We start from the raw sequence: 26,714 nt of genomic DNA on the forward strand, positions 1-26,714 counted from the left end.
TTTCGATCAACTAGCGCTACACACCAATCCACTAAAGCCCCCCAATCATCGGGCCGGAGCGAAGTGAGGATTGGGGGGATAAACTGTAACCTAACTTCTTAGAAATGGTATAAATATAATCATGTTTTTAACATAAATAATTCTGTTGATTATTTTCTCTACGCCACCACGCACGAACTAATTTAATCGGTTCATAATCATAGGATTCTCCCAACGTTTCTCGAATCGTTTTTAAAGATTGATCACCCACAATACTGATCACTTCCCAGATGGCTTCTTGGTCTTCTTTAGAAACAAATTGCTCTAATTTAATCGCCTGATTCATTTCAATTAATTCCGAAAGATGCTCACTAATGGTGCTGCTTTTCATTCCTCTGGTTTCTGCTATCTCTTCAATTCCGTAACCTTGTTGAGCCAAAAGTAACGTTTTCATTTTCGTTTGCGAGGGAACAGGAATCGGTAATCTTTTTTCGTTGAGAAATGCTTGTATTTCGGAAACAAAAGACTGTCCATATTCATTAAGTTTATGCTCAGTTACGCCTGAAATGTTAGTCATCTTATTAATCTGAGTTGGCTTTAATCTTGCCATTTCTTTAAGAGTTTGGTCAGAAAAAATCATGTAAGGTGCGGTGTTTTGCATATCTGCTAATCCCTTACGCTTTTTTCGTAATCGCACTAATAACTGTTGAGTTTCTATATCAAGATTTGCGCTACTTACACTTTTTTCAGATGCACTTTTAACAACAGCAATATAAACCGTTCGTTTATGACGTAGAATCTCCCAACTGCGTTGATTTAATTTTAAAACACGATAACCATCGGTGGTTTCTGTAATTAAGTTCTGATGGAGTAAAGAACGAGCTAAGTTGCGCCACTCTTCTGTTGTTTTCTCTTTACCAATGCCATAAGTTGATAACAAATGATGCCCATTTTTTTCGATTTTCTTGTTTTTAGAACCGCGCAAAATATCAATAATATGACTCATGCCAAAACGCTCTCGACAACGAGCAACACAGGATAAAAATTTTTGTGCTTCAACTGTCCAATCTTCGATCGGTTTCGGGTTTAAACAATTATCACAGTTGCCACAATTCCCAGCAAAATGTTCTCCAAAATAACTCAATTGAATGGTTCGCCGACAGTCTGTTCCTTCAGCATAATCAATCATTTTCCGCAGTTGTTGTCGAGCGAGACGTTGTGATTTTTCCTCCTCTTTTTGTGAGATTAAATACTCGATCGTGTGAATATCTTTTGCACCAAATAAAAGTAAACATTGCGCTGGTTCATTATCTCTTCCCGCTCGGCCAGCTTCTTGATAATAATTTTCTAAATTACGAGGTAAATCATAATGAGCAACAAAACGAATATCAGGTTTATCAATTCCCATCCCAAACGCGATAGTTGCGACCATAACTTGGACATCATCTCTTAAGAAACGAGTTTGATAATCGCGACGATTCCCATCAGTCATTCCCGCGTGATAAGGAAGCGCAGAAATGCCATCTTTTTCGAGACGAAATGCTACTTCTTCCACCCGACGACGACTGAGACAATAAACAATTCCCGAGCCGTTTTGATGACGAATAAACTTAAATAATTGATTGTAATGTTGTCGCTGTTTCGGTTGAACTTCATAATATAAATTAGGGCGATCGAAGCTGGTAATTTGTATTTTTGGCGGCTTCAGCTTCAGTTGACGTATAATATCCCCACGCACTTGTTCCGTTGCGGTAGCAGTGAGGGCGATTGTCGGTACTTCTGGAAATTGTTGACGTAAGGTTTCTAACTGGCGATATTCAGGACGAAAATCATGTCCCCATTCCGAAATACAATGTGCTTCATCAACCGCAAAAAGAGATAATCCTTGTTTCTCAGAAACCGCTTGTAGGAATTTTTTTGCCCCAGAACTCACTAATTTTTCGGGAGCAAGATAAAGTAATTTTATATTTCCTTGTAAAATTGAAAGGCGGCGCGATCGAGCTTCATTTGGGTTTAAGCTACTATTTAAAAATGTGGCAGCAATGCCATTTTTCTGTAAACTTTCCACCTGATCTTGCATCAAAGCAATCAACGGCGAAACCACCACAGCCAAGCCAGGTTTAAGCAAAGCAGGAAGCTGATAACAGAGAGACTTTCCGCCACCAGTGGGCATCACAACGAGAACATCCTGTTGATTGCAAACAGCCTGAATCACATCTTTTTGTCCAGGGCGAAATTGATCATAACCGAAGTATTGTTTAAGAGAAGTTTCTAGAGGCAACATGATCATTCATTATTTCTCGATTTAGCTGGAAAAGTGCTACAAATTAACTGTAGCGTGACCGAATAAAGTATTCTCTTTTTTCTTGAGAACATTACATTACGAATTAAATCTGATGAATTATTGGCTACTCAAATCTGAACCTAACGATTATAGTATCAACGATCTAGAAAGAGAAAAAACCGTTATTTGGGATGGTGTGCGTAACTATCAAGCTCGAAACTTTCTCCGTGAGATGCAACCTTCTGATGTCGCCTTTTTCTATCATTCTAATGTTAAACCTCCTGCAATTGTTGGTTTAGCTCGTATTATTGAAAGCCAAATTGCTGATCCCACACAATTCGCTCCGAAAAGTAAGTATTATGACCCAAAAGCAACCGCAGATCAGCCGCGTTGGCAAACCGTGAGGGTAGAATTTTTAGAAAAATTTAAGGAAACTCTCTCTTTACCGCAGTTAAAAGCCATGTTCAGCCCCGAAGAATTTGCGGTGGTGAAAAAAGGAAACCGTCTCTCCGTGATGCCAGTAATTCCAGAAGTTGCCCAGCGTATTCTCCAGACCTCCTCGATGATGTTAAAATAATCTGTATCCCCCAGGGGGGGATAAAACGATATGATATATTAAAATAAGTAAAGATTAGTTAAGAAGATTAAAACATTGTTTAATAGTTTCTGGTTTCCCCCATCAATTTCACAACTTGGCGAACGTCTCCCCATTTATGCTAGGGCGTTCCTAATCAAACAAAAGCATTGGCTAGTTTTTGCAGCATCGGGTTTTCTGGTGTCCATCCCCGTTTTTGCACAAGCGCCAATGGTGCGAGAGTTTCCTGTGATGAGTTTAATTCTGACTCTTGGCTGGATTGCCTTGGGTTGGGTTTGGTTTAAAAACCCTAAAGCTAATATTTGGGGAGATTTAATTCTAGGATTTAGTTGGAGTTGGCTTGCTGGCTCAATTTATTGGGGCTGGTTTCGTTGGGAACCCATTATTCATCTTCCGATCGAAGCCATTGGTTTACCCTTTGCTTTCTTCGCCTTAGCGAAAGGATGGGGACAAGTGGGAAACCTCTTCTATCTGGGATCATTATTTGGAACAGCGTTAACAGATGTTTATTTCTATCTAACGGGTTTAATGCCGCATTGGCGGGAACTGATGCGTGTTGATCCTGCTTTGTATAAACCAATTTTTCAAGATGCGCTGGTACAAATGCAAACGCCCTGGAGTGCGCTGTGCGCGATCGTTATTGTCAGTGTTCTTTCAGGAATGGGAATTTTCGGCATCAAACAGAATACCCTACCCTGGTGGGCGTTTAGTGGCGCGGTTTTAAGTACCCTTTTCGTCGATGGTTTATTCTGGGTGGCGGCGAAAATGGCTTAATTGCCAGCCTCTACCTTCTAGTAAGGTGGGCAAAGCCCACCAAATATCATAATTTTTAAGTCAAATGAAAGACGGACGCATTGAAGCAATCTGGATCAAGCGCTTTAAACGCGGTCCGATGGATGCTGTACCAGAAGCCACAATGATTAAAGGACGAGGCTTAGTGGGAAATGCGGATCAAGGAACACGGCGACAAGTGACCATCATTGATGCGGCGGTGTGGGAACAAGTGATGGCGGAATTAGGTGTCGAAATTGATCCCTCGCAACGGCGGGCTAATTTGATGTTACGGGGTGTGGATTTAGCTTATAGTCGTAAACGCATCTTACAACTTGGAGACTGTCGGGTTAGGATTTTTAACGAAACGAAACCCTGTGAGCGCATGGATGAGGTGAAATCAGGGTTACAAAAGGCACTTTATGACCATTGGCGCGGCGGAGCTTTTGGGGTGGTGATTGATGGGGGAGTTTTGCGAGTGGGAGACTTAGCCAGATGGGAATCTTGATGCTTTCTGTTTTCATTTTTCAATTTCCCTCAACCAATAATCCAAAGTAGGCCCAAGTGGAGTTTACGAAACCCAACAAAATTTGTCATTAGGTAGGGGTTGCTGAAAAAGTCCATTGGTTGGTTAAGTAAGGCAAGAGGCAAGAGGCAAAAGGCAAGAGGCAAAAGGCAAGAGGCAAAAGGCAAGAGGCAAGAGGCAAGTTGCCTTAGGGTTGATTGATCGGTAGGAGGGGAAGGTTTTGATGCAAGGTGTGTGACGATTGAACAATCAATGAACTTGCATTTTTATCTGAACTGAATCGCCTCAAATCCTTATTTGGTAAGACTTTCAGTTTTCTTCAGCAAGCTATAGGTAGAGACGTTCCATACTTCGACAAGCTCAGTAACAGGAACGTCTCCACGCGAAACCCAACACAAATTATAAGCAATTACCTAAACCTGATCTAACCCCAAGTCTGGGGGAACTACGAGGAAGTCTCACGAATGAAAACATATTGCTATAAATGATAGGATCAATATGTACAGGATTCTGTACGTTTATTAGATGATTATATCGAGTTGCCATGTTAGAACCGATAAACTACACCCAGACCCGTGACAACCTTGGTAAAATTCTTGATGAAGTGGTAGAGAATGGAAAGGTTTACGCCATTTCTCGGAGAGGAGAACAACAAGCGGTGTTAATGTCCGTAGAAGATTATTCTAGCTTGATGACTACCCTTCATCTGCTGCGATCGCGCAAAAACGCATCACGATTATTCGACGCGCTGGAGGCTTCAGAAAACAACCCCACAAAAAAAGCAAGTTCTCTGTTGTCAGAAAACCTGCTCTTTTAAAGTTGCCAATTAAATTGAGAGAGTTATCCTCCCACTTTGACAAGCTCAATATCAAACGTTAAGTCTTGACCAGCTAAGGGATGATTTGCATCCAGAGTCACTTTCGACTCAGCAACTCCCGTAACCACCACTGGAATTTGTTGTCCACTGGGATGTTGAACTTGTAACTGTTGACCGGTTTCTACTTCAATGTCTTCGGGAATTTGCTCACGGTCAACTTCCAAGACCATTTCTGGACGATGGGGCCCGTATGCTTCCTCGGAGGGGATTTCCGCAGTTTTGGACTCACCTGGAGCCATACCAATGACAGCTTGTTCAAAACCAGGGATAATTTGACCTTCCCCAATGGCAAATTCTAGCGGATCACGACCCTCTGAAGAATCAAACACAGTGCCATCTGCTAATTTCCCTTTGTAATGAACTTTGACGGTATCGCCCGATTTTGCTTGTACCATTTTACTCCTTGTGGAATTTTACTTCTTATTTCTACGATTGCGAAATCTACGACGTTCTCGGTGTCGATTGATTTCTTTCCGTTTGCGCTTCTGAGCAGGGGTTTCAAAATGCCGATTTTTCTTCATATCGGCAAAGATTCCGGCTTGAGAAACTTTTCGTTTAAAGCGACGCAGTGCCGACTCGATCTGCTCATTATTATTGAGAACTACTTTCGTCATCCAATTTTTTACCTAATTTAAAGATTTGAGAGAACGATCGCGCCAAGATTAGGAAACCGACAATATATTTCTGAAATATGGCTCAATTGCCGCAGGAAAGTGACTTTCGCCACACCCAACCACAGCAATAATTACCCAGATTGCAGTTTCCCTTCTGATCAAACCATATTCATGGCTAAGGTTTGGGCTTTTTTTATGGAGTTAAGTTAATCCTCCGAGGTTCGGTTCTCCCGTGCCTACTCCTCTAATTAATTGATGCAAACTGCAAATTACATCCTAACACAAGTAGTGGCAAATGAACAATTAATCCTTATTGATTCTTGGCTAAAATGTCTTTGAGAATTTGACTGACTTCCTGCGGTTGCTCTACCATCGAAAGATGACCACAGTTAGAAATTTCAATAAGATTATCCCCTCGACATTGAAAAAGATAATGAAAACTGGCTAAGTGTCCCACATATTTCGGTTCCATAATTAAATCTTTTTCTCCAGCAATAAAATAAACGGGTTGTTGTAGTTGTGACACTAACTGGGGAAGTTGATGCACTTCCGCTTCTGTGGTTGACTCTAACAGTGATCCCACTGCTGCGACGGCATCAGCTTTAACAAAATCGATCACCCGTTGGCGACCCCAACGTCGAGGGAGAGGCGTGGCGACCATTGCTCTGGCAAAAAGGAAGTCAATCAAAGGAACATAGGGCAGCCATTGCGGTCTATATTTGATGAGTTGCTGTCCCGCTTGGCGAAATCGATCGAACTCTTCTTTTAGATAAACCCCGCCTCCCGCATTGAGACAAATCACTCCTCGCACTCTTTCCGAGCAGGATTTTGCTCCCCAAAGCGCAATACTCCCTCCTAAAGAATGTCCCACTAACCAAGCCTCTTTAATGTCTAGTTTCTCTAGTAAACTGATGAGGTCTTGAGCGTAGCTGTTTAAGCTATAAGCGGCTCGATCGGGGTTGGTTTTACAGGAGTCACCAAACCCTCGCAAGTCGTAACACAGACAGGAATAATCAGAAGCAAGTTCCTCGACGATCGGTTGCCAATATTGACGGCTCATTAACCAACCATGGATCAACACTAAAACAGGAGCATTAGCTGGAGAGCGAGCGGGAAGAAAATCATAGGTGTGAGCGACACGAGAAATTTCAATTGAGGGCATAATTGCACAGAAAGCGCGATGACTCAAAAAAATTAGAATGGGGATTCCCTCACCTATTTTAACCGATGACAGAACCAAGAAAGAGTGAAAAGATCATCAATCGCAGGATATGTTATTATTTTTTAGGGGGCTTTAAAAGATAAAGCGAACTTCAATTTCAAACAGGATTTGTACCTGATTATTCAACGAATTAAGAAGCGATAATAGCAGACCGCATGGCATTTTGGAAAGGTTTATTTAATAATAGCTCAAACGCGATCGCGCCTTCATCAACTTCATCAAAGGAAGAAGTTTTGCTTAAAAAAGGTGAGACGCAACCAGAAACAAAAATTCTTTTTAGTACCACGCGCTCAATTGATCTTTATGAGCTAGAAGAGTTGTGTGATGCGGTTGGTTGGTCTCGCCGTCCTTTGCGAAAAGTTCGTAAAGCGATGCAACATAGCTTTTTAGTGGTGTCGATGTGGGAAGAAAAAGGCGCAAGTAGGCGTTTAATTGGTTTCGCACGAGCCACCTCGGATCATGCGTTTAATGCAACGATTTGGGATGTTGTGGTTCATCCTCGATCGCAAGGGAAAGGTTTAGGAAAAGCTCTGATCAATTATCTGATTAAATGCCTCCGTCAAGAAGATATTAGCAACATTACTCTTTTTGCTGATGCCGAAGTTGTCCAATTTTACAATCGTCTTGGCTTTGTTCCTGATCCAGAAGGGATTAAAGGGATGTTCTGGTATCCAGATTGAAAATTTTTTCGCGATCGCCCTTCCCAATTACAACAAGTTACGTTATAGTAGTTGAGTGTTCAACGGGATGTAGCGCAGCTTGGTAGCGCGCCTGCTTTGGGAGCAGGATGTCGTAGGTTCAAATCCTGCCATCCCGATTTATGGTCATTCCAATTAATTTCCGTAGTGCGACCGTCTCGGTCGCTACTAGGGAGCGAGACGCTCCCACTACAAATCGAATGGTTTTTATTTGGAATCACCATAACTGAAAACAATTTCAGGCAAACCGCCGTCTAAGAAGCAAGCAGACTTTGCAGACGTGACAGGTTGCCACTGGTGAGATAAAGCAAGTCTCCTTTTCCGAGTAAATAGGTGGCTTGGCTGTGGTTTCCCCCTAAAATGATTTTAGAGTCTCCTTCACTGCTCGTTTTTAAGGCGACTCTGGCGGGAAGGTTAGAACGGATGATCGGAGTGACAATCTTCGCTTCTGGGCGCTGAGTGGAGATAATCAGATGAATCCCTGCGGCTCTTGCCATTCCCCCTAAACGCTTAATACTCGATTCTAACTGTTTGGCGATTTCTTGATCAGCCATAAAATCTGCATATTCGTCAAAGACACAAACTAAATGGGGGATTGGTGATTTTCCCTGTTGAATCAACTGTTGGTTATAGGTTTTTAAGTCAGAACATTTCCCTTTTTCTAAAAGTTGATAACGTTGCTCCATTTTCGTTACTAATTCTTCCATAAATTCAAGAGCGCGATCGCTCTCTTTGATAATTGGACAAAGTAACCAATTACTCTTTTCAAAAGCAGTAAAAGTCACCCGTTTTGGATCAACTAACGCAATTTTAACTTGCTCGATCGTATGGCGTTCTATTAAACTTAAAACCAACGACTTTAAGAACTCACTTTTACCACTTCCGGTTGTTCCGCCAATTAAGAAATGACAGGTATTAGCGTCAGATAAATCAGCTTCAATCAGTTTTCCCTCTAAATCAATCCCGATCGCAATTTTAATGTCAAAACCATTATTTGTCTTTTGAATATAATCTTTAAAAGGAACTGCTTTTCGGTCTTTTCTGGGTAAATCAACACTAATATAACCCGCTTGTGGAGAAATTAATGGTAAATTAGGAAGCCCCATTTGCACTTGGATATCTGTCGATCGATTGACTACAGAAACCACTTTTACCCCTAAATGAGGCTTTAATTTAAAGCGAATAAAAGATGCGCCAACGATCGCGTCTTGATAATCTACTCCTACCCCATAGGCTTGTAAAATCGTTTCGAGTTGCTTCCCTAATTCTTCAGTTTGAATGGCATCATCAGTGGTATTTTTTGGGGTTGCTCGATCGAGTGGAAGCGGAGGAAAATAACGCTGACAAGTTTCTTGCTGTGGACAAATTGGACAAAGTTTTTCTGGCTGATTCGTTTCAGGAGGCGGATCAGGTTGTGAAGGTTTCCACTGTAACCAATCTCGCATTTGTTGAAGTTTTAAAGGGGTTAATTCGTGTACAGTGTCCTTAAGTTCTTCCCAAGTATAGTAATAAACTTTAAACTCAGGTAAAACACAATAAACAGCACTATCAACGGGTTGTTGTTTATGTAAATATAAAATATAACTGTATAGAGCCACCTGTGCTAATTGAGAAGCGGAATCAATGGGAGCATAAGTTTTATACTCGACCATACAAAGCCGATCTTTTTTCAAATCACGGATTAAGCTATCAAATTTTCCTTCAATTTTTTGAGCTTTCTGTTTCGGTAGAGGATAATCACAAGTTACCGAAAGTTCCTGAGAGAAAAACGTTTCGCTAATCACATTATTATAATTAGCGTAAAAGCAATTTGTCACTAATAACCCACTCCAATGGTTAATTAAACCTCTTAACCCTTCCCACACTTGTTGCAAAGCAGGGACATTTTCGGGCTTATTTGTCGCCACTTTCTGTAAAGCTGGAAAGAACACTTCTTTATAAAAAATACGTTGCATTTCTAGAGAAATACTTTCTCTATCTAAGGTTTTAGCATTGGGTTTAAATAGGGACTTAAATTTAGGATTTGTTTTAGCGAGTTCAATAAATTTAGAGGCAAAATGATGAAAAGGTTTACCAATTCCTCTTGGTTGATCTGGAGGAATAAATAATGTCTTACCACCAAAATGTTTACTTAAATAAAATAAGCGCGGACATTCAAACGCAACGCGAACATCGGTAACTGTAAATTTCGGAGAATGAGTTTGATTTGACATAACCTTAAAGTTCAGTAGATACTGATGAACATGAGTTAAATAGACAACATCCATTCCAGCATAATGTAACTGTTTTTCACTCAGGGGGCGTTTAAAATATAAGCCTGATCTCCTGATGTTGCTTGCGGATCACTCAACACCTGAATGAGAGAGAGTTTAGGATTAGCGGTTTGCCAAGCGGCGATTTCTGTATCTAACCAGAGAACAGAAAATTCCTGTAGCTTATTGATGATCTCTTTAATGGTTTCAGGATGATTAACATACATTTATTTTTTTACCTTTTATGTGGGTAAGCAAATGCTTTGTTCTTCTGGTTTTGCTTGCGGATTAACAATTCTAATTTGCTGTTTCTCAATTAAAGTTTTGATAGCGCGATCGACCTCTTCTTCACTTACTTCCTTATTAAATTGGCTTAAAGTTCTCTCAATTAACATTTTCCTACCCATAAAGAATTGAATTTTAATTAAGTTTAATAGAAACTCTTTAATTTTCTCTCGATCGGGTTTATTATCATCATGTTCCTGATGATAATCCTGATCATCATCATCGCTAGATTCGTTATCTTTCTGAATAATATTTAATTCTTCGAGCAAATCACAATTTTCTAAAACTTTAGCTTGACGACATAATTCTTGTAATCTAGTTATATCTGGAGTTTCGTAACCGACTGTTAAATTTTTATTAGTTGCATAGCTATAGAGACTATGATAAGTTGCTAAAATATGGATTGATTCTAAATTAGGAATTAGATGACGGTTCGGATCGGTTTGGAATATCTGCTGATAAAGCTGATAACCTTTATTTTTTGGATTACCAACCGTTTGAGAACGAATTAAAATTAACTGTTGATACGCTTCTTGACTCAACAAGTTTTTACAAGACTTCATTAGAGTGCAAAAACTACCTAAATTAGATTGATCATACCAAATTACTCCGATTCTTTTTCCGTTATTATCGAGATAATGAAAAGACCTCACTGCTGATGAGTTTCCTTTCTTAAAAATGTTAAACTCGATCGAGTTCACTTGTAATGCTTCCATTACCTGTTTAAGCATATTCGCCAATTCCGCAGAAGAAAGTTGACTAATTTGTGTTATATTAGTTTTGTTTTTTGTTATTTCCTCTTGCCATTGTAATTGGAAAGATGCAATGGGATCAGGATCAATGATTTGACCCGTTTTATATTTTTGAATAAGTTGATGACCTACTTTTAAGGCACTTCTAGGGTTAGCTTTTCCACTGGGGAAATAATATCTTAAATCTTGTTCGGTTAAAGGAGCAATGTTAGACTTTGGCTTCAGTTTTACTTGCTGATGTAACGCATTAAGACGGCTTGACCATAATAATTTTATCTGTTCTGATGTGAGTGGTTTCAGGCTAATATTTTGATTAATTGGAGATTTTAGTGATGACTCAATCAAGCCCTCATAAGATTGCCATGTATCAGTAATTACGCTAATAATAACCAGAAAATCTTTTAATTTCTGGGTTTTAATGATCATGTTTAATTTCAGGATTGATTCTAGTAAATCTTTTCGATTGTTACTGATATCAATCTCATCAAAACATAATACAATCGGCAAAGTTGAGCCTGAAATCCGACTAAAACTAGCAAGAACATCGATCGCATTCTGTTCGGTTTTAATCCTTTCTTTTGTTCCTAATAACTTAGCATCTTTGTCATCCAGATCATCTCCTTTTAACCATTCGCAAGCAAGATAATATAATTCAGGTTGTGTCAAAGCGTATAAAACACTAAAAAACGCATTTGGTTTCCAAATTCCAGTGGGATAAGCTGCTTTCATGTTACCAACAAAGGCTTTTCTTTGTCCTTGTATTTTTTGCAACAATCCCTGATCTTGCTGATTAATGATATTTTTTAACCATAATAATAATTGTGACTCTTTTTCCCCTTCTGGAATGAACATTAAGCTCTCAATTGTTTTGCGAAGGGTATATTGAAAAATGTAGTCATTTTGAATGGAAGCAATAATATGAGTAAAAAAGGCTTTATTACTTAATTTCTTTTTAATTTGACCTAAAAGATGGGTTTTTCCTGAACCGCTATCTCCTTTTAATAAGATAGTACGACTGTTTTTATCTTTGGCGACTTGTGCTAAAATTCGTGCAATTAATTTGAGTTCATCTTGATGAATGGAATTAACGGTTAAACTCTCTGATTGATCTTCTTCCCAAAAATTTCCTTGCTTGAAGCTAACGGTATCAAAAGGGTTAATAGATTGTTGAATTATTGTTTCTAAGTCTCGCATCTTTAAGGATTTTACCTAATGACTTGTATAAAAAATAAAGAGCCGCCAATCGGTTGAGAAATACCCGCTTGTAGTTGCTCTCTCGTATAGTTTTCTGCTTCGGTTAGAGAACTTAATTGGATTTTTTCGTTCTCTTCTAACCGATAAAGGGTTTGATCAACTTCTTCTCTGCTTAGAGGAGGTTGTAGTTTTTCCCGTAACTGAAAAATCGGTAAATAATTATTAGTGTTGTGTTCTCGATCGAGTTTAATAATTAATTCTAAAATTTCTTGATCACTGATTTCCTGATTTTCGGGAGTTTCTGGTTGGGAAGAAGATTGATTTTTCCGTAAGAATGTAATATAATTATTCAGTAGGTTTAAGGTTAAAGTCGGGTTGTTTCCACTGGGATTATATTCTTCTAAGAGGAATGTTTTTCCAGTTTCATTAAGGGTAATGGTTTCGGGTTTCGCTTGTGCAATTTCAATAAAGCCTCGATCGATTAAACTGTTAATTAGCTGATTGCGTTCTGTCGCTGACTTGATTTTAATCTCAGTAATTTTAATTGTTCCTGATTGACAGCCGTTGAGAATTGCGAGTTCTTTTTTACTAATAGGAAGTTCGGAAGGATCAACTTTGAGGATTGCTTTTCCCGATGGTGTTATTTTGATTTTTTCGATTTTTTCAGTTAAATTAACCCAACCTCGATCGCGCAACTGGTAACAAATCCGATTACATTCTGGAATCGTGCTTTTAGTGTTAGGTTTTACGCTTCCGATTTTGGCGTGATAGCCCGCAATTCCTAACAGTTTCAGTAATAGTTTTAATTGTTTCGCTTCCATAATTATTCTTGTGGGTTGTGACTAATATAACATTTCTTGGTAAATTTGAATCATTACTTAAATTGTAGTCATCTGCTAAGAGAAATTGCTCAATTCAGTTTCGCTGGGAGACGTGCCATGGCACGTCTTTAACATCTAACCGACTCCAATTGATGTTGGGTTTTGTCACTCTGTGATTGAGCTATTCTGGAGATACGGTTTCTCCAATCCAGTTTAAATAAGGGGCTAATCCGCTTTGAATCGGAAGGGCAATAATTTCGGGAACATCATAGGAATGAAGTTCATTGATTCGCGTCTCTAGTTGGGAATAATAAGCGAGATCGGTTTTAATGAGTAATTGCCATTCGGAATCACTCTGTACTTCATTTTCCCAAGTGTAAACGGAATGAACGGGCATTAAACTAACACAAGCGGCGTATTTTTCTTTAACTAAAGCTGATGCGATCGAGCGGGCTTGTGTTTCAGATTCTGCGGTAACAAAAACCACACCATACTGTTTATTTTCACTCATTTTTTAATTCGATCAATAACTCATAATAGGCGACACATCTGATCATTTTACTGTAATCTTGTGTTTAAGCAATTAACCTTAATTCTCTTCACAACGCGATCGAATAAGCGATATTTTGATGACGGTAACGATTCTTTCTCGTCAGATTTATTGGTGCTAAGGACAAATGATTTTGCTCAGAATTGTTCGGTAAAATTGCCTGGTCTAAATTACTTTGCTCCCAGTTGGCTTCTTGTAGATTCGTTTCTTGTAAGTCAGCTTCTCGTAAATTTGCCTGATCAAAATTGACTCGTTTTAAACTGGTATAATTGAGGCGCGATCGAGCTAATTTCGCTTGCGATAAATTTCCCCCTTCTAAATTTGAGCCATTGAGTTTAGCCTCTACTAAATTTCCTCCTGACAAATCCACTTCTTGTAAATCTACCTCTTTCAAAAAGGCTCTTTGTAAATTAACATCTCTTAAAAAAGCTCCATTTAAACAAGCACCTGTTAATCTGGCTTCTAATAAATTTGCCCAATTGAAGTTAGCTTGTTTCAAATTAGTTTCTCGCAAATTTGCCTTATAAGCATTAACGCCACAAAAATTCCCCCCTTCTAAGTTCGATTTTTTCAAATTAGCATAAGATAAATTGCCACCACTAATTTTAGCTCCCATTAAGCGAGAATTCATCATAAATGCTCCCTGAAACGTTGCTTTAGTTAATTCCGCATTTTGGAAGCTACTATCGCTCAATTTCGCATAGGTGAAGTTTGTCCAATTTAATTTTGCTTCGTTGAAAACAGAATTGGTTAAAAAAGCGCGAGTAAAGTTCACCCCCATTAAATTCGCTTCTGTGAAATCAACCGCAATGAGAGTAATCCCAGATAAATCTAACCCCCTTAGATCAACACCGCGAAAGTCTCTCTCTCCCAGATCATAAAGTCTTAGCAAATCCCTTAGTCTCATCTTTGTTAATTCCTTACCTCAGTTCGGTTCAGCGAGTGGCATCCAGTGGCAATTGGATCAACTCTTAATATTGATTTTAGATTTTGTCTCTAAGGAGTATGAGGGCTTGTTAATTTATGTAAAGTGATTTAACAAAACTTAATCTATTATCCAATTTAATACTAAGAAATCATATAAACTTTTCCATCCATCAACAGACGCTTAATTCCTTTTGCTTCTAATTGTTCCCTTGTTTTTCTAATTATTTTGCCATCAGGAACTTTAATCACTTTTTGAGAACGATTAGAAAACCGTCTTGCGACACGATGATTGTCAAAAATCGGGAGAGTTTTTTGTTGCGTTTCGACGCTGGGAATTTTCCCTAGATCATTAAACTCTTTCAGGGGTTTCGTAATTAAATTTGAGCCTCGATCGATCACTAAATAACAAGTTTTAGGAAATTTAGCTTGAGAAAACGGTAAAACTTCTACCTGATCGGATTTTTTTTGCTCTTTTTTCTGATTGCTTTCTTCTTCTTCTTCCCAGTCTTCTTCCTCTGTGTCGTCGATATCATCATCACTGACATCTTCCCCAAACATGGTTTGAATCGCTGTAAAGTCTATCTCCTCAAGATTTTCTGCTTCATCTTGTTCGGGAGATAAACTCATTTTTGGGGAACTTTCATCGGGAATAAAAGATAATTCTATTTGCTGACTCGATGTTGAATCATTCTCATTATCAGGTTCAGAAATTTTCTTTTTCGGTTCTCCTTTTTTCGGAGAACTCGATTTTTCTGATTGCTGGTTGTCCGTCGTTTCTTCTGATAAGGAAGCGGTTTTTTCTTGAGTTTGACTAGAGGTAGATTTGGCGCGTTTCTTTTGCCGATTATTCCGTTTTCTCTGAATTAAATTCACATATTCTTCGCTAGATAAAGCATTTTTCAAAACCCGACCTACAGTCGAATTACTAACATGGAATCGATCGGCTAAAGTAGCGGTAGTTTCATCAGTTTGACGATACAAACGGATCAGTTCTGTTTTTTCTTCGTCGGAGAGTTTGCGAGGACTCATAAATTAGGTGAGATGATTGGATTTAATCTAAATTAAGAGGATTTGCTCTCACCATCCTACTATTGATCTGGCAAGGGTTGCTAGTGCTATGATAGGATATGATCCAAGCAGGGGTGTGTAACTCAGTGGATAGAGTAGCTGCCTTCTAAGCAGCGAGTCGCAGGTTCAAATCCTGCCACACCCGTTCTGATTCGATTTTCGCTAATTGTTAAATTAAAGGGGAATATCTCTAATTCTGATCAGAAATGACTGTTACTAACTCTAAATCTGTTCTTAGGTTTCAAATTTCTCCTTTAATTCGCATTACCTTACTGAGTCTTTATGTGGCGCTCACCGCTCCTTTACCTTTTCTCGCTACCGTAAGCTCAGTTACAATTCCCGTTACTTTGTTAATTGTTGGCTTATTACTGGGTTTTGTGCTTTTATACGGAGCGCTGAGTCAAAGGGTGATTTTAGATGACGAGCAAATCACTGTGGCTTACCCGCGCTGGTTTCCGTCTTGGTTACAGAAAGGATGGTCGCTGTCTTGGGGGGAAATTGAACAGTTAAAAGTTCGTACTACTGGACAAGGAGGACTCGTTTATTATTTTATCACTCCAGAGCGCGATGTCGCAAAGCGACTGCCCTTCGGGCATCGAGCTTACTTGCTACCGATGCGAATTGCTGGGTTTGCGCGGCTGGTGAAAGTGGTAGAAGAAAAGACTGGAATTGATACTCGTGATGTTCGTCCCTTAGCCCAGCCTTGGATGTATTTTATCTTACTCGGATTTACTTTGCTGTTACTGTTAGTGGATACTTGGACAATTTGGACAGCAACCACTCAAGGGTTGCTTTTTTCAGTTATTAAGTAGGGCTTACTGAAAAAGTTCATCCATCGGTGAAGACGGTTATTCGTTATTTGGTACTTGTTATTTGTTATTTATCACTGGTAACTGGTCACTGGAAAACCTAACAACATCTCTCCCCATCTCCCTACAGACAAGTTGATTTCATTCATAATGAAACCACCCTGTGTGGAAGTTGGGGATGATTTTTGATTCAACTTGCAACCCTGCTTGCATACCACATTTACTCAATTTCACCCACTGCTTTTACTTATGATTACTGTTCGATAACCCTTGATTTTTTTATGCTCGATCGAGGCTTGTCAATACGGGGAGGGGGGATATAGAGAACGAATTTCCTTGCTTTTAGGGACGTTTTCTAAAATTGGCAACACTTCCTATTATATAGGAATACTCTATCAGAAAACTCGATCGAGCGCAACCCTTGAAAAAAAATTTCGCCCTTTTCTGGCTTCTCTCGGTGTGGGGTGGGTAGGGCTGTTTCATTCTCACCCTTAAATTTACACCGCAAACTTCTGAAAGCGTTTTGAGGGCTTTAATCGATACTTTTGATCTTACTTTTTGACTAATTAATCAGAAAAAAGAGTCCTGAAATCTCCCCCATCTCCCCCATCTCCCCCATCTCCCCCATCTCCCTTGTCTCCCTTGTCTCCCTTGTCTCCCTTGTCTCCCTTGTCTCCCTTGTCTCCCCCATCTCCCTTGATTTCATTCATAATGAAACAACCCTGTCCAAAATTGGTGGACTAACTTGATGATTCCTGATGAAGGTTTGAAGAATGAATGGTTTCTTCTGATTGAGGGAATTGATTCTCATCAGAATGAGGTAAGGCTTGAGTTTGCTTGTAGGGCTGTGCATTTTGGACTTGTTGCATTAAGTTTGCCATTTCCAGAGCATTTAAAGCATAATTCCAGCCGAGGTTACTTTTAATTCCAGCACGTTCGAGAGCTTGCTGCATATTTTCGGCGGTAATCACGCCAAACACAACGGGAACGCCAGTTTGGAAGCTAGTCGCTGCGACTCCTTTCGCCGCTTCACTGGCGACATAATCAAAGTGAGCGGTTTGTCCGCGAATAATTGCTCCTAGACAGATGATAGCATCATAGCGACCCGTTAAAGCCATTTGTCGCGCCATCATAGGTAATTCAAAACTACCTGGCACCCAAACATAATCAACTTGTGTTCCGTGAGGATCAGAATTAACACCGTGACGTTTTAAGCAATCTTGACATCCGGCTAAAAGTTTCTCTGTAATCAGGTCATTAAATCGCCCAATTACGATCGCAAAACGTAAAGATGAGGTGTTAGCAAATGTCCCTTCAAAGACTGCCATAATTATTAATTGTTGTTATTGGTTGATGGTTATTTGTAGTATAGCGTTTCGCAAGATCAATGATTAAGATAGAATTGGCAAAACTCCCCACCCATTAGGATGAGGAGCGATAGTAAGCCTCGATCGAGGCGATTGAAAAACGAGATTCGAGGAAAATTAAACCACAAAAAAGTTTAAAATTCCCACAGCTACCACTAAGATTAACCAAGCACCAGAGCCAACAAAAATGAGATTTTTTGATTGCTCCCAGTTTTGGTTAGAGGCATAAGCGACTGGGACACCAATCACCATGATAAAAGATAGAAACACTAACGCACCTAATGCTAATTGAAACAAAATCGTCATTTTTTAATTCTCCCAAGACAGCAATTTTTTAAATCTAAATTTAATCGGGGGGATAAATCACTGATTAATTTATATTTTATCAGTTTTCCCCCCACTAGGGATGAAAGTACAATTACTTATCACTGTTTTCCCTAACGTTTAATCACAATAAATTAATGCAATTGAATCATTTTCGGCTGTTCAAATAAGTGAACCGTATCCACAAAACGCGCCGTCATGGACTGACTAGAAACCACTAAAGACTGAGTTCGTGCGCCACCATGGAAGAAACGAACGCCTTCCATTAACGTTCCTGGAGTAATGCCACAAGCCGCAAACAAGACGGTTTCACCTCGTGCGAGGTCTTCTGCATTATAAACCGCATCGGGGTCTTCAATGCCCATTGATTTCAGACGATCGAGGTTGCTTTCTTTGCTTTCACCAATTAATCCTGTTTTCACCACTTCAGGATCATAAATCAATTGTCCTTGGAAGTGACCACCTAAACAGCGCATTGCGGCTGCGGAAATCACCCCTTCTGGTGCGGCTCCAATTCCCATTAAAGCATGAACATTTGTTCCCACAAAAGCGCAGGAAAGAGCAGCAGATACGTCACCATCCCCAATGAGACGCACTCTTGCGCCAGCTTCTCGAATTTCCTTAATTAGGGTTTCATGGCGAGAACGATCCATCACCACTACCACTAACTCTTCTACCGATCGATCGAGGCATTCAGCGATAATTTTTAAGTTTTCAGTAGGAGACTTCCGAATATCCACATGACCCCGCGCTGCAGGTGGAGCAGCGAGTTTTTTCATATAGAAATCTGGCGCAGCAAACAGCCCCCCTTTTTCCGAAATTGCTAACACCGCCATCGAGCCATTTTGTCCTTTAGCGACGAGGTTTGTTCCTTCGCAAGGATCAACAGCGATATCAATCTCAATTAGCTCATCAGGGTTACAATAATTTTTAGCATCAGGACGGGTGCAAATGCCCACTTCTTCCCCAATGTAAAGCATCGGAGCGTCATCGCGTTCTCCTTCTCCGATAACAATGCGTCCGCGCATATTTATTTCATTCATGCGTTCGCGCATTGCTTCTACCGCTACATGGTCGGCTTCATCTTTCAGTCCTTTTCCCATCAAACGGGATGAGGCGATCGCGGCTTGTTCGACCACTTCAATAATTTCTAAACCCAGTGTTTTTTCTAACAATTTTATTTCTCCCGTGCAAGCTCTACAGTCTGCGGTCTTAATTCGTCTCTGAGTTTATCAGAAAACAATTCCTTATTGGTTAATTCTTTATAAAAGTAGGTTAGGTGGAAAGTAGCTTTCCAGTAGGTTGGGTGGAGAGTAGCGAAACCCAACATAAATTAGTCATTAGTCATTGGTCATTGGTCATTAGAAAACAAAGGACGAAGGTGTTCCTGAGCCTGTCGAAGGACGAAAGACAAAGGACAACCATGTAGGTTGGGTAGAGACGTTCCATACTTCGACAAGCTCAGTAACAGGAACGTCTCCACGTGAAACCCAACATCAATCAGTTACCAGTTACCAGTTAAGCAGTTACCGCTAGTTCTAAATCAGACTTATACCATATCAAGCCAGCGAGAATTCTCTCAAGTTGCATTAGTAAAACTAATTTTTTTAGTAGATTCAATTAGGTTTTTATATCAAACCGCCTTCTTTACATTTCTTAACCATTTTTCAAGGTAGCAAAATATTGACGAGATTACGCCTTTTCAGGTATTATAATCGAAACAATAATCCCACGGGATGGTCTGTCTTTTACTCAATTTATACGACCAAAATCCCCATTCCTTCGTATGCGTTCCTAAAATCTTGTCAAGTTTTTTGAGATCAGTTTAAACCAATTTTGGGGAGTCAATTTTAACTTTTGTAACGAGGTCTTGACGTAAAATTCTTTTTGTGCAGCGAACCCATCTGGTAACGGAAGTACCCGAAGTAAAGCGATTATAACAAAAATTATCAACGCGGCGACATAATCACTTATAAACTTTACGAGATAAAATGCGAATCAATGATTGCAGTTTTATTTAAATCTTGAACAACCATTTGCTTTTGTGTCTAGAACGCCATTTGATCAACTTGCCAAACAACTATTCGAGGAACTTCTGCAACCCTTCGGAGAAGTGCAAATCTCCTTAGAAGTGCCAGGAGAATCCCATTTGGTTGATATTTATCAAACTGGAAGATGATCATTGAAACTGTCCCTCAAATTGAACAGGAAGAAGGAGCGTTAACAATGGCACTATCACAAGCGTTTTTGGAATGGGAAGAAAAGACTAAGCGGAAAAGTGAACAACGGGGAGAAGAAAAAGCAAAGCAAGAAATTGCTCTTAATCTTCTCCGTGCTGGGATGAGTGCTGAACAGATTTCCCAATTCACAGGACTAAGCGCAGATGTTGTAGAAGACTTGCGCCAACAAATTGGGGAATGAAAAAATCATTACTATAAACTATCGATCGCGGTTTTTATTGACCTTGTACCACTTGTTTAAATGTGGTTAAACTCTCCAACCCAATTAATCCCCGTCGGTATCCCTTTTGATTAGAAACTCCTAAAAAGATGCTATCTCCGTTCGCTGCGTAACGGAAGAAACGAGGGGAAGCATTGATATAAACTAAAGCACTGTCAACCGTTTGAGCAAACTGACGAGTTTCGCGATAAGATTGACTAATGATGCAGTCAGCGTGACCACTACTGTGACGGTTAATCCAAGCGATCGCGCTTCCGATATCATCTACCCAACGAAAGGCAACAATTTTGTCGATGTAGCTTTCAGACCATTCTTGATCTTGAACTGGATTTAAATATTGTCCATATTCTTCCACAATGCTGGCTTCTCCCCGTAGGGTAAAGCCTTTTTCCTGTAAGCCATGAAAGAGATTAATCAAGATTGAGGCTTTGATGTTGCGATTGATCAAGACTTTCTCAATGGCATTGACGGGATCAGGTTCACTGGCATGACTATCAACAATTACCGATTTTACTTTCTCAGCGCTGCCACTGGTTGACCAGTATAAATAACAATTCCCGATCGCAGTGCGTAAAATAGGAACATTAGCGCTACGAGCCGTCTGTTGAACTAAACTAGGACGACCATAGGGAATAACTAATTTGGTGTAAGGTTCTTGTCTCACTAAATCTAGCACAGAACACCCTTGATCGCAGGGTAGGAGTTGCAGGGTATGTTGAGGGAGTTTCGTCTCTTCTAGGGCAAAATTTAAGGCGTTGACGATCGCTTCGTTGGAGTGGCTGGCTTCGCTTCCTCCCCGTAAGACGAGACTATTGCCAGTTTTGACACATAATCCCGCGGCGATCGCGCTTAATTCGGGAAATGCCTCATAAATTAAAGTGATCACACCCAGTGGCATCCGTTGACAATAAGTTTGAGCAGGATCAAGGGGATAAGGAGCATGACTCACTTTTTGAATCGGATCAGCGATCGTGCCGAGACGTTCTAAAATTTTTATCGCAATTTCTAAGCGTTGTGGAGTTAATTTCAACCATTCTAAAATCAACGGCGGAATTGCCATTTCCCGACAAGTTTCCAAGTCGAGGGTATTCGCTTCTAAAATCTCATCAAAAGCCTCTCGCAGTGCATTTGCCATGGCTTCCAATGCGTCAGAACGTTGGCTACCTTGAGTAATCGCTAACTTCTCACTGGCTTGATGAGACTGTTTAACCACTGTCTCAATCAAGTTTCGGTTTTCATCGGACTCATCATGTTTCATCAATGGAGGCTTAAATTGTGATTGTTGTTCATTGGTAACACAATTGTTTAACGTCGCCAGTAGGCTAACCACACCATGAAGGCGGGTAATAATGCTAATAATAAAGCAAGTAAAGCCCAAAATAAAATAGTTACCTCGAAAGAAGATTGTAAGGTCAATGGTAGCCACACCACTAAAAGCACGACAATTATTCCCAAGGTGAGTGGTAAATAAATTTCTCCCCAGCGAGAATGAATGGCAATCCAGCGCTGACCATTCCAAAACCAGGCACGTTTGTAGGGATAAGCGCCACTGAGTTGTTCCAGTTCCTGATCATGATTTTTCGTGACAAAAATCTGTTGGCATCGATCGCATCCGAATGCCTCGGTGAGCATGATCGGTTTGAGACATCCTTCTCGACGACAAGGACAAGGATACTCTGAGTCGAGGTCAATTTTCCAACCTTTGTGTCCTGACACGATACCTTTACTATAGAGAGTGCAATTTCTGTTTAATTTTTTATTGTAATGGTTAGAGCAGACTGATCGCCGTGTCTTTAGCTAAGAATCAGGTTAATTTATGTTCATTTATCGAACGGATTGGTTTGAACAAAAACTGAAAGCACAAAATAGCCTCTATGAACATTTTGATCGCCTTTGTGAACAATTGGCGCAAATGTCTGTAGAGGAAGTACAATCTCGCTTTGAACGGATTTATCCTTTTCTGAAACGGAAAGAGGGAAATTTACGGCTGATTGCTCGCATTTATCGCGTTGATCGAAAAAATATTTTGTGTTGGTTAACTCTGTTTCGACGCGGCGATCGAGCTTATGAGGAATTTTTGCGCGATCGAGAAAATTATGCCCATCAATCTTGGTCGGAAGAAGTAGAAAAAACTCGCTTAAAACAGTGGCTTAAACAACAGAAAGCACCCGAAAAAAATAGTAATTCTCCCTCGTTACCGCCTCATTTAAGAGGGTGGTTACATCCCCCGAATTGGAAAATTGACCCCGATCGATTACTGATTTATGAAACCTCAATTTGGGTGCAACAGTTCCAGACTAACATCATTCGCCAACACTGGGAACAATATCATCAATTAATTTTGGATTTAGTTGATTCTTATGAGCCACCAGGGGATTTATATTCACAGTGGGGAGTGAGACTTTATGGGGAAGGAAAGCATTTTCTTTTGTCGGCACATTTGATTACTCAAGATGAGTCGCCACGAGAGATTTTATTTTTAATTTGTCCTTTTTTCCAGCGCCCGACTGATTCCGAAATTACTTATCTCCTCAATCATCATCAACTCAATTTTAAGCAACAGTTATCGTTAGATCATTTGACGAATTGGGCGCAACGATCGTATCCTAGCGAGTTAATTATTGCGGAAGAATCTTGGTTGTCGATCGAAGATGAAGCAGACACCAACCTTGCTTTATCCGCAGAAGAAGAAGCGATTTTACATTCAGTTTCCACTGCTTCTCCCTCTCTCCCTTTATTCCTCAATGGTCAAGCGGGAAGCGGTAAATCAACTCTATTATTTCATATCTTTTCCGACTATTGTTATCGACACTTTTTGCTAAATCCAGAAGCGGAAACAGCAAGCAAACCGCATCCTTTGTTTCTGGCTTATAATGAGCGTTTACTGGAAGTGGCGAAAGCACAAATTACCACCCTCCTGAAATATCATCACCGTTTTAACGAACAGGAAACCATTGCTAATCCTCGTAGCAAAATTAATCCGTTTTTCCAAACCTTTCGTCAGTTTCTCCATCGTTTACTCCCTCCCGAAGACAAAGAGAAATTTCCGCTCGATCGATACATTTCTTTTCATCAATTCCGTCAGCTTTTAATCCAGCGACATTTACAAAAGTATTCTCCCGAAAAATGTTGGTTAGTGATTCGGACATTTATCAAAGGGTATCATTTAGACGAGCGAGAAAACTATTTAACCGTTGAAGACTATCAGGAAATTCCCAATAAAGAAAAAGCCGTCAGTGATCAAGAATTTGCTGAGATTTATAATCAAGTTTGGTATTGGTATTATAAACACACTCAAGCCACAGGATTATGGGATGATCAAGACTTAATTCGTTGGGTATTACATCATCAATATTATTCCCCTGATTATACAGCGATTTTCTGCGATGAAGCTCAAGATTTTACTCGTTTAGAATTACAATTGATCATGCGCCTATCGGTATTTTCTCAATATGATTTAGAACATGAATATGTTCCCAGTTTACCCTTTGCGTTTGCGGGTGATCCGCTGCAAACTTTAAATCCGACAGGGTTTCGTTGGGCGAGTTTGAAAGCAACGTTTTATAATGAAGTTTTGACGGTTTTATCGCCGACAGGAAATCTGAATTTAGAGATGAATTTTCAGGAATTAGTGTGTAATTATCGCTCTTTTCCTGCAATTGTTGGCGTAAATAATTTGATTCAGTTATGGCGCAAACATTTATTTGAATGGCAAGAAATTGAACCGCAAACCGCGAGAAAAATCGGCGATCGCGCTCCTCAGAAGTTTATTTTAGGAACAAATATCGCGCCAGATATTGCTAAAACTTATTTAGAAAATGCGTTGATTATTTTGCCTTGTGATGAAGCGGGAGAACAAGATTATGTGCGAAATGATGACTTACTAAATGAATTGTTTTTAGGGAATGAAAACGAAAGTCAACCCTGGAATATGTTAAGCGCGATCGCAGCGAAAGGATTAGAATTTGAACAAGTAATCCTCTATAAATTTGGCGATTGTAGCCCCAATAATTTATTTCAAAATCCTGATTATGCTTCAGAAGAAATCAAGTATTTCCTGAACAAACTTTATGTCGCAGTTAGTCGCGCCACCGAACAACTTTTAATCGTTGATACAGCCAAAGGAGAAGAAAACTTATGGCAATATGCAACTGATCTCAGCGCGATCGAAAACTTAATGCAATCCACTTTAGAAAACTCAGAAAAATGGCTCAATAAAATCAACTATATTCAGTGGGGAAACTCACCAGAAAACTTAGGAAAAGATGATCCGAGACAGTTAGCAGAAACCTTTACGAAAGAAGGATTAAAACAGAATAATCCTGATCTACTGTGGCGAGCGCAACAAGCATATAAACGACTCCAAGAAGAAGCAAAAGCAACCTATTGTCAAGGAGAAGCGCTCAAACTAGAAGGGAAACTGATCGCAGCTGGAAACTGTTTCTTAAAACAGCCTAATCCTGAAGCAGCTTGGGATTGTTTTTGGCAAGGAATGGCTTGGGAAGAATTAAGAAAACTCGCCCAAGATATCAAACAAAATGTCGTCCAAGTTAGCGAAACAACTCGGCTTAAACTTGAAGATAATTATCCCTTAATTGCCTACATGGCGCAAGAGGAAACTACGACAGAAGCAGATCAGATTTCCCAATTAGAAAAATTGACCCAATTTATTTTATCTTATTTTAAAACTGAAGACAGCCAACAACTTGAGCAAACCATCCAAACGCCACAATGGCAAACTGTCTTAAAAAGATATAACGAACAAATTAGTGAGATTCTGCAAACCGAGAGTGATCAAACAACAAAATTATCTTGGCAAAACTACGCTCAAGTTTTAGAAACCATTGGCAGAAAAATTCACAAAACTTCCTTCCTCAAAAATGCAGGTGAATGTTACTTCAAAATTGAAAACTATCAACAAGCGACTATTTGTTGGGAAACAGCAAACGAAACCAGTCAACCGCAATACTACCGCGCTAAAGCCTATAGTTTAGGAATGCCAAAAGGCTTAGAATATTTGGTAAGATTAGGAGCAAATCAAGAGATTGTCAGAGAGTGGGAAAAAGCGAATAAACCGTTTCAGCAAGAATGGTTAATTTATGTCGCCCCTGTTTTAGAAGCTAACGGGAATTATTCGTTGGCGTTACGCAGTTATGCTTACTTAAACTATAAGGAGAAAGTAGAAAACAGTTTTCAACAAGTTACTAATCCTGATCCGAAACTGATCTTATTTTTAATCACTTACTATCTCTACTTCCAACATTGGGAAGAAATGATTGTAATGATGGAAACTTATCTTTCTGAAATCATCAAAGACTCAAATAAAAGTTATTTTTCACTAATTACTCGTCTCGCTGACTCGAAACTTACTCCCGAAATTCTCAGCTTCCAACAACGCCAACGTCTAGAAAGTTTATTCAAACAATCAGTTATTCCGAATCCTTCAGAAACCGATTTTCCCTATTATCACTGGGGTGTTGTTTTAGAAAAAATTGGCTCTTTTGGGGAGTCACTACAGTATTATCAAAATTATGTCTTTACTCAAAATCCGTCGAAGTTACGAAATTTTGCTCGTCAGCGTTGGCTTGCTGTGAAGAAGAAACAAGCGCTTTATTTGCAAAAACAAGGAGAAAAAGATCAAGCTAAAAATCTAGAAAAAGAGTTTAATCGTCGTGCGAAAAGTTGGCAAATTGATCCTCGAAAGGTTAATCTTACACCACCGCAATTAGTTAAGGAAGAATTGTCATCCCAGAAAAAGCAAAAACCTTCTTTGAAACTTCCTCCCAATACAAAAGTTACCTCTCCTTCGCAAGGGATACTCCAGTTACGAGTGCGTCATTTAAGTATCAAAATTATGGAAAAAGCCAAGCAAGTTTTAATTACAGATGAATTAAGCGAACAAACGTTTCGTGTTGATGGTTTAACTCATCAGGTGATGGTGGGAGATATGATTTTGAAGTCTCAAGGAAATGAAGGGTTATCGTTTATTTCTCCTTCTGGAAGTTTTGCAGGTCGTGTGATTTATCCTCAAGGAGGGTGTCAGTTAGAGCTTCGGATTCAGGGAATTAATGATAGAATACAGATTAGTTTTTAGAAGTCTTTCTTATGGGGAAAATTCCCCCTAACCCCTTTGAAAGTAGGGTTGTTTCCTTATGAATGAAATCAACTCGCTAGGGTGGAGATGGGGAGAGATGTTGTTAGGTTTTTTTGACGATTAATTGTTATTTATTGCTTTGCTACATTATTCTTAACATTTAACGAATTTTCGCCATTCCAGGACGCTGCTCTTGCCAAATGACGTATCACGTTATAAAATAACCGTACCATGATGGGAAGTAG

At 39.6% G+C, this 26,714-nt stretch carries 26 protein-coding genes and 2 tRNA genes; 11 read left to right on the top strand and 17 right to left on the bottom strand.

The features are described 5' to 3' along the window. Positions 1 to 127: 127 nt before the first annotated feature. Positions 128 to 2,269, bottom strand: coding sequence for a DNA helicase RecQ (gene recQ, locus DACSA_RS16710; protein ID WP_015230873.1), 2,142 nt, complete (start codon positions 2,267 to 2,269; stop codon positions 128 to 130). A gap of 106 nt (positions 2,270 to 2,375) precedes the next feature. Here recQ and DACSA_RS16715 point away from each other — a divergent pair, with 106 nt between their 5' ends. The 4 genes from DACSA_RS16715 (at position 2,376) to DACSA_RS16730 (ending at position 4,972) form a co-directional block, all read left to right on the top strand. Continuing rightward, a complete protein-coding gene (locus DACSA_RS16715) occupies positions 2,376 to 2,840 on the top strand; it encodes an EVE domain-containing protein (RefSeq protein ID WP_015230874.1) in 465 nt (154 codons plus the stop codon). 75 nt (positions 2,841 to 2,915) lie between these two features. Further along, on the top strand, positions 2,916 to 3,632 hold the full coding sequence (locus DACSA_RS16720; RefSeq protein WP_015230875.1) for a DUF3120 domain-containing protein: 717 nt from the start codon (positions 2,916 to 2,918) through the stop codon (positions 3,630 to 3,632). Positions 3,633 to 3,696: 64 nt separating this feature from the next. Then, entirely contained in the window at positions 3,697 to 4,137 is a 441-nt protein-coding gene (locus DACSA_RS16725; RefSeq protein ID WP_015230876.1) for an MOSC domain-containing protein, read from the top strand. A 562-nt stretch (positions 4,138 to 4,699) separates the two neighbouring features. Further along, the gene (locus tag DACSA_RS16730) at positions 4,700 to 4,972 is read left to right on the top strand and encodes a type II toxin-antitoxin system Phd/YefM family antitoxin (protein ID WP_015230877.1); all 273 of its coding nucleotides are present in this window, start codon (positions 4,700 to 4,702) and stop codon (positions 4,970 to 4,972) included. A 23-nt stretch (positions 4,973 to 4,995) separates the two neighbouring features. Here DACSA_RS16730 and DACSA_RS16735 read toward each other — a convergent pair whose 3' ends face one another. The 3 genes from DACSA_RS16735 to DACSA_RS16745 all read right to left on the bottom strand — a co-directional run bounded on the left by DACSA_RS16735 (position 4,996) and on the right by DACSA_RS16745 (position 6,808). Continuing rightward, complete coding sequence (locus tag DACSA_RS16735) at positions 4,996 to 5,427, bottom strand: FKBP-type peptidyl-prolyl cis-trans isomerase (RefSeq protein WP_015230878.1); 432 nt, start codon at positions 5,425 to 5,427, stop codon at positions 4,996 to 4,998. 18 nt (positions 5,428 to 5,445) lie between these two features. Continuing rightward, positions 5,446 to 5,646 (bottom strand): 30S ribosomal protein S21, encoded by a 201-nt coding sequence (gene rpsU / locus DACSA_RS16740; protein ID WP_015230879.1) that lies wholly within the window; start codon positions 5,644 to 5,646, stop codon positions 5,446 to 5,448. A 310-nt stretch (positions 5,647 to 5,956) separates the two neighbouring features. Further along, positions 5,957 to 6,808 carry an alpha/beta fold hydrolase gene (locus DACSA_RS16745; RefSeq protein WP_015230880.1) on the bottom strand — a complete coding sequence of 284 codons (852 nt, stop codon included), beginning with the start codon at positions 6,806 to 6,808 and terminating at the stop codon, positions 5,957 to 5,959. Positions 6,809 to 7,023: 215 nt separating this feature from the next. On the opposite strand from DACSA_RS16745, the gene DACSA_RS16750 reads away from it, so the two are divergent. Then, on the top strand, positions 7,024 to 7,548 hold the full coding sequence (locus DACSA_RS16750) for a GNAT family N-acetyltransferase (protein ID WP_015230881.1): 525 nt from the start codon (positions 7,024 to 7,026) through the stop codon (positions 7,546 to 7,548). Positions 7,549 to 7,611: 63 nt separating this feature from the next. Next, positions 7,612 to 7,685, top strand: a tRNA-Pro gene (locus tag DACSA_RS16755). Positions 7,686 to 7,820: 135 nt separating this feature from the next. On the opposite strand, the gene DACSA_RS16760 is transcribed toward DACSA_RS16755, so the two are convergent. From DACSA_RS16760 to DACSA_RS16785, 7 genes are all read right to left on the bottom strand, one after another. Beyond that, positions 7,821 to 9,779 (bottom strand): DNA translocase FtsK, encoded by a 1,959-nt coding sequence (locus tag DACSA_RS16760; RefSeq protein WP_198007596.1) that lies wholly within the window; start codon positions 9,777 to 9,779, stop codon positions 7,821 to 7,823. 80 nt (positions 9,780 to 9,859) lie between these two features. After that, on the bottom strand, positions 9,860 to 10,045 hold the full coding sequence (locus tag DACSA_RS21785; protein ID WP_015230883.1) for a hypothetical protein: 186 nt from the start codon (positions 10,043 to 10,045) through the stop codon (positions 9,860 to 9,862). 15 nt (positions 10,046 to 10,060) lie between these two features. After that, positions 10,061 to 12,049, bottom strand: a complete 1,989-nt coding sequence (locus DACSA_RS16765) for a P-loop NTPase family protein (protein ID WP_015230884.1) — start codon at positions 12,047 to 12,049, stop codon at positions 10,061 to 10,063. A gap of 11 nt (positions 12,050 to 12,060) precedes the next feature. Beyond that, positions 12,061 to 12,870 (bottom strand): hypothetical protein, encoded by an 810-nt coding sequence (locus DACSA_RS16770; RefSeq protein ID WP_015230885.1) that lies wholly within the window; start codon positions 12,868 to 12,870, stop codon positions 12,061 to 12,063. Between the two features lie 181 nt (positions 12,871 to 13,051). Continuing rightward, positions 13,052 to 13,381 carry a divalent-cation tolerance protein CutA gene (gene cutA / locus DACSA_RS16775; protein WP_015230886.1) on the bottom strand — a complete coding sequence of 110 codons (330 nt, stop codon included), beginning with the start codon at positions 13,379 to 13,381 and terminating at the stop codon, positions 13,052 to 13,054. Positions 13,382 to 13,469: 88 nt separating this feature from the next. Continuing rightward, positions 13,470 to 14,327 carry a pentapeptide repeat-containing protein gene (locus DACSA_RS16780; RefSeq protein ID WP_015230887.1) on the bottom strand — a complete coding sequence of 286 codons (858 nt, stop codon included), beginning with the start codon at positions 14,325 to 14,327 and terminating at the stop codon, positions 13,470 to 13,472. A gap of 161 nt (positions 14,328 to 14,488) precedes the next feature. After that, positions 14,489 to 15,376, bottom strand: a complete 888-nt coding sequence (locus tag DACSA_RS16785; protein ID WP_015230888.1) for a hypothetical protein — start codon at positions 15,374 to 15,376, stop codon at positions 14,489 to 14,491. A 111-nt stretch (positions 15,377 to 15,487) separates the two neighbouring features. Here DACSA_RS16785 and DACSA_RS16790 point away from each other — a divergent pair. Both DACSA_RS16790 and DACSA_RS16795 read left to right on the top strand, forming a co-directional pair. Then, positions 15,488 to 15,560 (top strand) — tRNA-Arg (locus DACSA_RS16790). Between the two features lie 61 nt (positions 15,561 to 15,621). After that, positions 15,622 to 16,227 (top strand): hypothetical protein, encoded by a 606-nt coding sequence (locus DACSA_RS16795; protein WP_015230889.1) that lies wholly within the window; start codon positions 15,622 to 15,624, stop codon positions 16,225 to 16,227. Positions 16,228 to 16,790: 563 nt separating this feature from the next. Here DACSA_RS16795 and DACSA_RS21790 read toward each other — a convergent pair. From DACSA_RS21790 to glpX, 4 genes are all read right to left on the bottom strand, one after another. Continuing rightward, a complete protein-coding gene (locus tag DACSA_RS21790; RefSeq protein ID WP_015230890.1) occupies positions 16,791 to 16,934 on the bottom strand; it encodes a hypothetical protein in 144 nt (47 codons plus the stop codon). A 30-nt stretch (positions 16,935 to 16,964) separates the two neighbouring features. Next, positions 16,965 to 17,552 (bottom strand): 6,7-dimethyl-8-ribityllumazine synthase, encoded by a 588-nt coding sequence (gene ribH, locus DACSA_RS16800; RefSeq protein ID WP_015230891.1) that lies wholly within the window; start codon positions 17,550 to 17,552, stop codon positions 16,965 to 16,967. A gap of 156 nt (positions 17,553 to 17,708) precedes the next feature. Beyond that, positions 17,709 to 17,897, bottom strand: coding sequence for a photosystem II reaction center protein PsbZ (gene psbZ / locus DACSA_RS16805; RefSeq protein ID WP_015230892.1), 189 nt, complete (start codon positions 17,895 to 17,897; stop codon positions 17,709 to 17,711). A gap of 152 nt (positions 17,898 to 18,049) precedes the next feature. Continuing rightward, positions 18,050 to 19,090 carry a class II fructose-bisphosphatase gene (gene glpX / locus DACSA_RS16810; RefSeq protein ID WP_015230893.1) on the bottom strand — a complete coding sequence of 347 codons (1,041 nt, stop codon included), beginning with the start codon at positions 19,088 to 19,090 and terminating at the stop codon, positions 18,050 to 18,052. A gap of 869 nt (positions 19,091 to 19,959) precedes the next feature. Between glpX and DACSA_RS22675 the strand changes: the two genes are divergently transcribed. Both DACSA_RS22675 and DACSA_RS16815 read left to right on the top strand, forming a co-directional pair. Beyond that, a complete protein-coding gene (locus DACSA_RS22675) occupies positions 19,960 to 20,094 on the top strand; it encodes a hypothetical protein (RefSeq protein WP_269544614.1) in 135 nt (44 codons plus the stop codon). After that, on the top strand, positions 20,091 to 20,336 hold the full coding sequence (locus DACSA_RS16815) for a hypothetical protein (RefSeq protein ID WP_041235559.1): 246 nt from the start codon (positions 20,091 to 20,093) through the stop codon (positions 20,334 to 20,336). The genes DACSA_RS22675 and DACSA_RS16815 overlap by 4 nt, the downstream gene beginning before the upstream one ends. A 34-nt stretch (positions 20,337 to 20,370) precedes the next feature. On the opposite strand, the gene DACSA_RS16820 is transcribed toward DACSA_RS16815, so the two are convergent. Both DACSA_RS16820 and DACSA_RS16825 read right to left on the bottom strand, forming a co-directional pair. Then, complete coding sequence (locus DACSA_RS16820; protein WP_015230894.1) at positions 20,371 to 21,633, bottom strand: glutamate-5-semialdehyde dehydrogenase; 1,263 nt, start codon at positions 21,631 to 21,633, stop codon at positions 20,371 to 20,373. A 47-nt stretch (positions 21,634 to 21,680) separates the two neighbouring features. Next, positions 21,681 to 22,091, bottom strand: coding sequence for a hypothetical protein (locus tag DACSA_RS16825; protein ID WP_015230895.1), 411 nt, complete (start codon positions 22,089 to 22,091; stop codon positions 21,681 to 21,683). Positions 22,092 to 22,191: 100 nt separating this feature from the next. On the opposite strand from DACSA_RS16825, the gene DACSA_RS16830 reads away from it, so the two are divergent. After that, a complete protein-coding gene (locus tag DACSA_RS16830) occupies positions 22,192 to 26,469 on the top strand; it encodes a helicase domain-containing protein (RefSeq protein ID WP_015230896.1) in 4,278 nt (1,425 codons plus the stop codon). Positions 26,470 to 26,714: the final 245 nt, after the last annotated feature.

This window comes from Dactylococcopsis salina PCC 8305, assembly GCF_000317615.1.
Lineage (GTDB): Bacteria > Cyanobacteriota > Cyanobacteriia > Cyanobacteriales > Rubidibacteraceae > Halothece > Halothece salina.